This window comes from Cupriavidus sp. 05T41 (assembly GCF_056396525.1).
In genome coordinates this window covers 121,998-130,815 of the sequence record NZ_JBFTLQ010000009.1, presented here as the reverse complement: position 1 = coordinate 130,815, position 8,818 = coordinate 121,998, and the positions used below count along the sequence as shown (strand labels likewise).

Annotated in this window: 7 protein-coding genes and 2 pseudogenes; 2 read left to right on the top strand and 7 right to left on the bottom strand. The window is 69.4% G+C overall.

The window, feature by feature from the left end; genetic code table 11:
- The 4 genes and pseudogenes from AC1DKV_RS07960 to AC1DKV_RS07945 form a co-directional block, all read right to left on the bottom strand.
- A pseudogene (locus AC1DKV_RS07960) lies at positions 1 to 289 on the bottom strand (ABC transporter substrate-binding protein); the annotation flags it as partial.
- Between the two features lie 42 nt (positions 290 to 331).
- Entirely contained in the window at positions 332 to 1,159 is an 828-nt protein-coding gene (locus AC1DKV_RS07955) for an ABC transporter ATP-binding protein (protein ID WP_477137578.1), read from the bottom strand.
- Positions 1,153 to 2,199, bottom strand: coding sequence for an ABC transporter permease (locus AC1DKV_RS07950; RefSeq protein WP_441617037.1), 1,047 nt, complete (start codon positions 2,197 to 2,199; stop codon positions 1,153 to 1,155). Before AC1DKV_RS07950 ends, AC1DKV_RS07955 begins: the two co-directional genes overlap by 7 nt.
- Complete coding sequence (locus AC1DKV_RS07945; RefSeq protein WP_477137577.1) at positions 2,180 to 3,238, bottom strand: ABC transporter substrate-binding protein; 1,059 nt, start codon at positions 3,236 to 3,238, stop codon at positions 2,180 to 2,182. The genes AC1DKV_RS07950 and AC1DKV_RS07945 overlap by 20 nt, the downstream gene beginning before the upstream one ends.
- Before the next feature lie 201 nt (positions 3,239 to 3,439).
- Between AC1DKV_RS07945 and AC1DKV_RS07940 the strand changes: the two genes are divergently transcribed.
- Complete coding sequence (locus tag AC1DKV_RS07940) at positions 3,440 to 4,450, top strand: GlxA family transcriptional regulator (RefSeq protein WP_441617033.1); 1,011 nt, start codon at positions 3,440 to 3,442, stop codon at positions 4,448 to 4,450.
- On the opposite strand, the gene AC1DKV_RS07935 is transcribed toward AC1DKV_RS07940, so the two are convergent.
- Entirely contained in the window at positions 4,451 to 5,131 is a 681-nt protein-coding gene (locus AC1DKV_RS07935; protein ID WP_477137576.1) for a TetR/AcrR family transcriptional regulator, read from the bottom strand.
- Between the two features lie 414 nt (positions 5,132 to 5,545).
- Here AC1DKV_RS07935 and AC1DKV_RS07930 point away from each other — a divergent pair, with 414 nt between their 5' ends.
- Entirely contained in the window at positions 5,546 to 6,631 is a 1,086-nt protein-coding gene (locus tag AC1DKV_RS07930; RefSeq protein WP_477137575.1) for a ferritin-like domain-containing protein, read from the top strand.
- Positions 6,632 to 6,712: 81 nt separating this feature from the next.
- On the opposite strand, the pseudogene AC1DKV_RS07925 reads toward AC1DKV_RS07930, so the two are convergent.
- Together AC1DKV_RS07925 and AC1DKV_RS07920 are read right to left on the bottom strand one after the other, a co-directional pair.
- Positions 6,713 to 7,410: pseudogene (locus AC1DKV_RS07925) on the bottom strand (oxidoreductase).
- Between the two features lie 113 nt (positions 7,411 to 7,523).
- Positions 7,524 to 8,750, bottom strand: a complete 1,227-nt coding sequence (locus AC1DKV_RS07920; protein WP_441617027.1) for an MFS transporter — start codon at positions 8,748 to 8,750, stop codon at positions 7,524 to 7,526.
- Positions 8,751 to 8,818 lie beyond the last annotated feature (68 nt).

Here is an 8,818-nt window from a genome sequence, read left to right as displayed (position 1 = left end):
GCACCAGCGGCCGCCCGGGCGGCGTGGCGCGCGCATAGGCGTGCACGCCKACCACCAGCTCGCCGCGGGCCTGCGCTTGTTGCAGCAGCGGGCCGGKAACAGGCTGTTGCTGCCACGGCAAGCCTGGCAGGAGCCAGCCCAGCAAGGCGGCGCCGGCCAGGGCACGCAGGGTGATGCCGGCGATCCGCCGCGCCGCGCGTGCCAGGCGCGGCGGCGTTGCGGCACGTCCGGGCAGCACGTCGGCGCCAAGCCACCAGGCGCCGTGCAGGTGCCAGAGTTCATCCGGCATGGCGATCCCGCGGTGCGGGGCGTGGGCCCTGCATGCGCCGGCCTACCATCCCTGGCCTAGTCCCAGCAGGCCGAGGATCTCGCGGCGCAGCCGGATCAGTTCGGGGTCGTCGCGGTGACGCGGGTAGGCACGGTCKATCTTCAGTTCCGCCGTGATGCGCGCGGGACGCTCGCTGAACACGATCACGCGCGTGGCCAGCAGCAGCGCTTCTTCCACGTCGTGCGTGACCAGCAGTGCGGTGAAGCCGGCGCGCTGCCACAGCGAGACCAGTTCGCCCTGCATGCTCAGGCGCGTGAGCGAATCGAGCTTGCCCAGCGGCTCGTCCAGGATCAGCAGGCGCGGCTCGTTGACCAGCGCGCGCGCCAGCGCCGCGCGCTGCGCCATGCCGCCGGAGAGCTGGCGCGGATAGGCCCGGGCGAAATCGCTCAGGCCCACGCGCGCCAGTGCGTCGTCCACGCGCCCGCGCTGGCTGCCCAGCAGGCCGCGCGCCTCGAGCCCGAGCGCGGCGTTGTCCCACACGGTGCGCCAGGGGTAGAGCGTGGGATCCTGGAACACCACCACGCGGCTCGGATCCGGCCCGCTGATGGGCACGCCATCCACGGCCAGCGTGCCGCGCCGAGGCGCTTCCAGCCCGGCMACCAGGCGCAGCAGCGTGGACTTGCCGCAGCCACTGGGGCCGAGCAGGGCCACGAACTCGCCGGGCTCGGCGGTGAGGCTGACGCGGTTGAGCACCGGCAGTACCTGGTCGCGCAKGCTGAAATGGTGGCTGACCTGGTCGATGGTCAGGCGCACGCCGTTGCTGGCCGCGGCCAGCGATGTGTCCGGCGAAGCGGCTGCCGGGGCTTGCACGGCTGCGGCAGCGCTTACCATTTGACGACTCCTTTCTGCCATGCCAGCAGGCGATCGCGTGAGCGGAACAGCAGGGTGATAAGGCCCGAGAACAGGATTGCCATGACCAGCAGCGCGCCGTACATGCTGGCGTAGGCGGCCCAGCCCTGCGCCCATTGCAGATACCAGCCAAGGCCGGACTTGACGCCCAGCATCTCGGCCACCACCAGCACCGAGAACGAGGCGCCGAGCCCCATGAACAGGCCCACGAACACGCTCGGCAGCGCGGCGGGAACCGCCACCTTGAGCACCAGGAAGCGCTCCTTCGCGCCCAGCGTGCGGGCTACGTCGTAGTAGGCCGGGTCCACCGCGGCCACGCCGGACCATGTCAGCACCGTGACCGGGAACCAGGTGGCCAGGGCCACCAGGAAGGTCGCCGCGCTGGCGCTGCTGGGAAAGGCGAAGAACACGATCGGCAGCCAGGCCGTGGCCGGCAGCGGCCCGAGCAGGCGCAGCACCGGGTGGACCCAGTAGCCGGCGCGGCTGGACCAGCCGATCGCCACCCCGGTGAGGAAGCCCGCCAGCGCGCCGAGCAGGTAGCCGGTGGCCAGCAGGCGCAGCGAGTGCGCCACGGCGTCGGCCAGCTTGGCGTAGTCGTCCAGGAAGACTTCGAGCAGCGCCTGTGGCGGTGCGAAGAAGGGCCGCGGCAGCAGACCCAGCTTGGCGGTGACCACTTCCCAGACAAAGGTGAGCACCGCCAGCACCAGCAGCCATGGTCCGGCACGGCGCAAGGCGGCGCCGACGCCGCCCAGCCGGTGCTGCACGAAGGCCAGCACCAGCAGCACGGCGGCCAGGCCGGCGAACAGCTGCGCGGTCTCGTGCGTCAGCGGCCAGTCTTCCGCTTCGGGCCAGAACTTCACCGTGGCGGCCACCGCCAGCCAGCCCGCCGCGGCCAGCGCGCCGCCGAGCCAGACGCGCCGGACGGCCGGCGCGGGCAGGGCGAGGAAATCGTCGTTGCCATCGAAAGCGCGATCGAAGGTATCGTGCGCGCCGCGCTGCCCGTCAGCTGAGTACGTTGGCATAGATGCGCTCCGCGAATTTGGTGGAATCGGTGCCGGGGCGGATCACCGACACCAGCTTGAGTTCGTCCGTGTACTGCGCCAGTTCCTTCTTCAGGTCAGCGCCGGTGGGATGATGGCCGTGGGTGTGGCTGCGGAGCATGGCCACCACATCGCCCTGCGGCACCTTGGCGAACTCCGCGAAGTGGCGGGCCGTTTCCTCCGGGTGGGCCACGGTCCAGTCCTGCGCCTGCAGCACGGCGTGGGTCAGCGCGGCGGCGGTGGCCTTGTCCTCGCGGATCAGGCTGCCGCGGATACCCAGCACGCAGCAGGCGCGGCTGGCGTATTCGTCGGAGAGATTGGTGGCCACCTCGACCAGGCTGCGTTCCTTGCGCAGCAGGTAGGTGCGCGGGTCGCCGTCGGCGGCGGCCTGGGCTTCGCCTTTTTCCAGGGCGATGCCGAGCAGGTCGGCCGGGTACTGGCGCCATTGCACGTCGCGCACCGGATCGATGCCGCGTTTGGCCAGCAGGATGGAGAAGAAATTCTTGGCCGGGCTGGCCATGTCGCTCACCGCCACGGTCTTGCCCTTGAGGCTCTTGAGGTCGGTCACGCCGGAGTTGCGCGTGGTCAGCAGGCGCATGCAGCCGCCGTGCGTGGCGGCGGTGAGCTTGACGTCGAAGCCCTGCTCGAGCGGCTTGAGCCAGCGCAGCGCCATGCCCACGCCGGCATCGGCCTTCCTGGTGGCGATGGCTTCGAGCAACTGGTCGGTGGAGCCGCCGAAGTTGACCAGTTCCACATCCAGCCCGTGGTTGCGGAAGATGTTCTCCTTGAGCGCCGCGGCCACCGGCGCCAGGCACACCGAGCTGGCGTTCCAGGCCAGCCTGACCGGCTTGAGCTGCCCGGCGGCGCGGGCGCGCGGCGCCCACACGAACGGCGCGGCGCCGCCTGTCACCGCCAGCGTGCCGGCGGCCTTCAGCCAGCCGCGGCGGCTCAGGGTGCCGGTGGCGCGCGGGGCGTCGGCGGGACGGTTGACGGCAGACGKCTGCCCTGGCTCTCGATGCATGGCACTCCTCGGTTGTGCTGCCCGCCATGTCGTGGCAGGGGCTGCAGGATGTGGAAGATATGCATCATGCTAAGTAGCGGTTCCCGGCAACAGAACGAATTTGTTGGCACAAGCTTGCACGGGCAGCGCTTTAGGCGGTGGGTGCATATCCTTGTACCTGTCCGGCGAGGCACTTGCCGCACCGGGTTAAGATCGCCGGTTTTGATTGCGGACAGGCCAATGCAAGCGCAGGAACTCACCGCCCCGCGGCGGGTGGATATCGTGGTGTACCCCGGCTTCAAGGCGATGGAGGCGGTCGGCCCGATGACGGTGTTCGACTACGCMAATGTGCGCCTGGCCCAGCGCGGGCAGCCGCCGGCCTATGCCACGCGCGTGGTGGCGCTGGAGGCCGGGCCGGTGCGCTCCGACACGCTGATGACGCTGGAGGCCACGGCCCGGCTCGATACCGTGTTGCTGCCCGATATCGCGTTGATCGTGGGCGCGCGCGATATCGAGCGCGCCATGGCCGAGGCGCAGGGCATCGTGCCGTGGGCGCGCGCAGTGGCGCCGCGCATCGGCCGGCTGATCGCGCTGTGCTCGGGCACCTTCTTCCTGGCTGCGGCGGGCGTGCTCGACGGGCGCCGGGCCACCACGCACTGGAGCGTGGCGACGTTGCTGCACCAGCGCTTCCCGGCGGTGGAAGTCGATGCCGACGCCATCTTCATCCGCCAGGGCAACCTGTGGACCTCGGCCGGGGTCACCGCCGGCATCGACCTCGCGCTGGCGGTGGTGGAGGAAGACCTGGGCCGCGAGCTGGCGCTGGACCTGGCGCGCGAACTGGTGGTCTATCTCAAGCGCCCGGGCGGGCAGTCGCAATACAGCCTGCACCTGGCCAGCCAGGCGACCAGCCACGCCGGCATCCGCGGCCTGCAGGACTGGATCCTGTCCGACCTGGCGCACGATTTCACGCTGGCGGAAATGGCGGCGCGCGTAGCCATGAGCGAGCGCAATTTCCGGCGCGTGTTCGCGAAAGAGGCAGGCGTCAGCCCGATGGCGTTCGTCGAGTCGGCCCGCATCGAAGGCGCGCGCCGCCTGCTGGAGCAGGGCGACCTGCCGCTCAAGGCGATTGCCGCACGGACCGGCTTTGGCTCCGACGAGGGCCTGCGCCGCGCCTTCCTGCGGCAACTGGGCATCACCCCGAGGGACTACCGCGAACGGTTCGGCAGGGCCTGACTAGGCCGGCTCGTCGGCCGGCAGCGCGAGGTAGCGGTGCAGCATCYCGGTGAGCCGGTGCTCCAGCAGCGGATCGTCCAGGTCCAGCCCGCTGGGGGCATGCAGCACGATGCTGGTCAGCGCGCTGACGACCAGCTGGATGGCGATCCGGGTCTCGGCTTCCTGCCGTGCAAAGCGCCCGGGCGGGATATGCCGGGCCAGGCGCGGCACCATCGTGTCGAGCATGCGCTGATTGGCCTCGCGAATGGGTTGCCACAGCGGGTTCTGCGCCGGCCCGTGCCGCATATAGGCCGCGAACAAGCCTCTGTGCCTGCGGAGCTGACCGGCATAGAAGCCGACGACGCGGCCGCAGATGACGGCGGCCGGCCCTGTCGTCCAGGCCGCATCGGTGGCCAGGGCGAAGTCGAGCGCGGCGCGCAGCTCGGCCAGGGTGTCTTCCAGCACCAGCGCACAGAAGGTCTCCTTGTCGGAGAAGCGCGCATAGAAAGCGCCGACCGAAGTGGAGGCGGCCCGGGTGAGATCGGCGAGGGAGAAGCCGGTCAGGCTCCCGGCCTCGTTGATCAGTGTCCTGCCCGCCGACAGCAGCGCCTTCAGGGTGGCTTCGCTGCGCTCTTGCTGCGGCTGCTTCATCCCGGCGCGCGGGGCCGCCGATGCGCCCGGGGTCGTGGTTTCGGATGTCATGGGTCAAAGGTGAATGCCAGCGGTTCGCCCCGCGGTTTTTCCTGCTCCCGGCGGCCAGGAGCGCGGCCTGGAGCGCAGCCAGTTGCGCCGCTGCGCCGCCCTGTCCACGTTTACCCGGAAGGCGGCCCGCCGCGCGGCACCGCAAGCCAGGGATTGCTGCGACGCACGCAAAAGCCCGGGCGTGCAGGGGAGCATGTCTGCGGCTTCCCGAATCATCTGCGCGACGGCCAATTGGTGCAACTGCATGAAGCGCCCGCCGCGCGCCCGCGGCCCCATGCGGTCCTTGATATAAGAAGAAACAGAATTATGATTCTGTTTATAGCCGGACCCGAGAGCAAGTACAAGACCGATCCCACCTCCGGCAAAGAATGGCGTGGAGACTGGTCGATCCCCATGAACGCCAAAGGAGACTGCATGTCATCGCTTCACCGCTACACGCTGCCCGTGGTTCAGACGGGCTGGTCGATCGGCAGCCAGGTGGCCACCGAGTTCAACTGGGAGTACGACAACGAGGGCTCGAAGCTGCTGCAGCTCTACGAGACCGGCAAGAAGCACCAGTGGAACGCTTCGGACCGGATCGACTGGTCGCAGGAACTGGATCCCGAGAACCCGCAGGAACTCGACGACCGCATGATCCCGATCTTCGGCACGCCGCTGTGGGAGAAGATGGGAAAGCACGACCGCATCGAAGTGCGCCGTCACCAGCAGGCACATTCGCTGTCGCAGTTCCTGCACGGCGAGCAGGGGGCGCTCATGGTGTCCGCGCGGATMGTCCAGATGGTGCCCGGCATGGACGCGAAGTTCTACGCGGCCACGCAGACCATGGACGAAGCGCGCCACGTCGAGGCGTACTCGCGCCTGCTGCAMGAGAAGGTCGGCATCCTCTATCCCATCACGCCGGGGCTCAAGTCATTGCTCGAGAGCGTCCTGACGGACTCGCGCTGGGACTTCTGCTACCTCGGCATGCAGGTGCTGGTCGAGGGGCTGGCGCTGGCGGCGTTCCAGCGGATCCGGGACTATTCGAAGAATCCGCTGGCGGCGTCGATCAATGCGTACGTCATGCAGGATGAAGCGCGCCATGTCGCCTTCGGGCGTACCGCGTTGCGCGGCTACTATCCGCAGTTGACCCAGGCCGAGCAGAAGGAACGCGAAGACTTCGTGATCGAGGCCTGCTACCTGATGCGTGACCGTTTCGACCAGAAAGAGGTATGGAGCCGCCTCGGCCTGCCGGAAGACGAGTGCGCGAAGGCAGTGCGGGAGTCGGATACGATGCGGCAGTTCCGCCAGCGCCTGTTCAGCCGCATCGTCCCGACGGTCAAGGACATCGGCCTGTGGAGCCCGCGCGTGCAGAACGCGTTTGCCGACATGGGGGCCATCGAATTTGCCAATATCGATGTCGAGGCGCAATTTGCCCAGGACCACAAGATTGCCGAGGAGTTCGATGCGCGCCGCCATGTGATGGCCTCCATCGACAGCGCGCAATCGCCTGCGGCGAACTGACGCCGCAACGCCGGGCCCGCGTGCGGGGAGGCGGGAGGCGCCTCCCCGCAGCGCATGCCGGTCGGCGCTGTCCGCAGCGGCTTATCCGGCCTCGCTTGCCAGCGCATCTGGTGCGCCGGCCTCGCCGTATTCGGGGTAGTCGACATACGCGCGCTCGTCGCCGCCCCAGAACGCCGAGCGGTCGTAGGGGGCGAGTGGCAGGTCGCGCCGCAGGCGCTCGGGCAGATCGGGATTGGAAGCGTAGAAGCGGCCGAATGCGAACAGGTCGGCATCGCCCCTGGCGAGAATCGCATCTGCGCCAGCCTTGTCGAATCCGCCCGCGGCGATCACCGGTCCCTTGAAGATCTTGCGCAGGAACACCGCGGCCACCGGCGGGCGATCTGCATCGAGCGTCTCGACGCCCATCACGCGCGGCTCGACCACGTGCAGGTAGGCCAGCCCGAAGCGGTTCAGCTGCCCGGCGGCATAGGCGAAGGTGGCTTCGGGGTTGCTGTCGGAGATCGCGCCCCATTTGCAGCATCGGCGATCCTGCGCCAGCCGGCGATGTGCCTGTCTTCATAGATGCCCGGGCCGCCGAGGTAGCCGCGGCCCGAGCGCAATGTGTGTGACGACTCGGTGATGATCAGCCCGCCTTCCGAGGCGCGCTGGCTGTAGTACCGCGCCATCATCTCGCTCGGCGTGTCGTCCGGATCGGAACGCAGGCGGGTCATGGGGGCGTGGACGATGCGATGCTTCAGGCTGTAGGGGCCAAGCTGGAGGGGGGAAAAGAGCTTCGACATGGTGGGTTCTGGTTMTGGTTCTGGTTCTGGTTGTGGTTGTGGTTCTGGTTCAGGCGGGCGCTGGTTCGGCAATCCGTGTCCGGCGATCGCAACGGTCGGATGCCATGTGGGTGTCAGGTCGCGGCGGGACATGGCATGGCTGGCTTGCGGCTGCGCGTGCGCAGCAACGCGACGGAAAGGCCCAGCGCGGCAATCTCGCAGAGGCCCGCGACCCAGCCGAGGTCCGCCACCGAAGCCCTGGCGACGACGATGCCGCCCAGGGCCGCGCCGGCCGAGAAGCCGAGATACATGAACGAGGCATTGAGCGAGAGCACGATCGGGGTCGCCTGCAGGCCGGCGAGCGCCACCAGCCTGGCCTGCTGCGCGGGATAGAAGGCCCAGTGCGCCAGGCCCCAGGCAGCGACCGCGCCGAGCACCGGCAGCGTGGCGCTCGACGGCGACAGGAAGTCCGCGCTGAAGGACAGCGTCAGGAAGGCGAGCGCCGAGAGGCCGATGGCCGGCACGATCACGCGCGCGGCCCCCAGCTTGTCGGCCAGGCTGCCACCGGTCATCACGCCGATTCCCGCGGCCACGCCCCACAGGAACAGCACGGCGCTGATCTGCGTGCCGCCGAATCCGGCGACCTGCGCCAGGAACAAGGCGAGGTAGGTGTAGACGACATAGGCACCCGTGGCCCACAAGGCGGTGCTGATCAGCGTCAGCAGGATCACCGGCCGCTTCGCCACGGCGAGGCGTTCGCGCAGCGTGGCCGTCGCCACGCCGGCACCGATGCCGCGCGGCAGGCCGCGCGCCAGGCCGAGCGTGGCCACCACGGCGAGCGCGGCGATCGCCAGGAACGTCATGCGCCAGCCGAGCCGGTGGCCGATGGTGGCGCCGAGCGGGACGCCCAGTGCGATGGCGACGGTGATGCCGCCATTGACGACCGCGATGGCACGGCCGCGGCGCTCCGGGCCGGCGATGACGCTGGCCAATGCATTGGCGCCGGGCACGAACAAGCCCGCCGCGCCTGCCAGCAGGATGCGCGCGGCCATCAGCGCCAGGTAGCCCGGTGCCGCCCAGGCCAGCAGGTTGGCCGCGGCGAAGGCCGACATGCTGAGCAGCAGCAGGGTGCGCCGGCCCAGGTTGCCGGACAGGGCCGTCAGGACCGGCGAGCTCAGGCCGTAGGCCAGCGCGAACACCGTGACGAGCTGGCCCGCGGTCTGTACGCTGACGCTGAGATCCGTCGCCAGTTCCGGCAGCAGCGCGGCAAGCATGAAGCCTTCGGTGCCGATGGCGAAGGCGCCGAAGGCCATCCAGTAGACGGACCACGGCAAGGCGGCTTGTGGTCGGGAAGTGTGCATTGATGGAGCGTTCATGATGGGGTGCGCTTGATGGGATGCGCTTGATGGGATGCTTCGGGACGAGGCGA

Excerpts from the sequence above, each read along its gene's own strand:
- AC1DKV_RS07950 (WP_441617037.1), bottom strand. The coding sequence starts at position 2,199 with ATGCCAACGTACTCAGCTGACGGGCAGCGCGGCGCGCACGATACCTTC.
- AC1DKV_RS07920 (WP_441617027.1), bottom strand. The coding sequence starts at position 8,750 with ATGCACACTTCCCGACCACAAGCCGCCTTGCCGTGGTCCGTCTACTGG.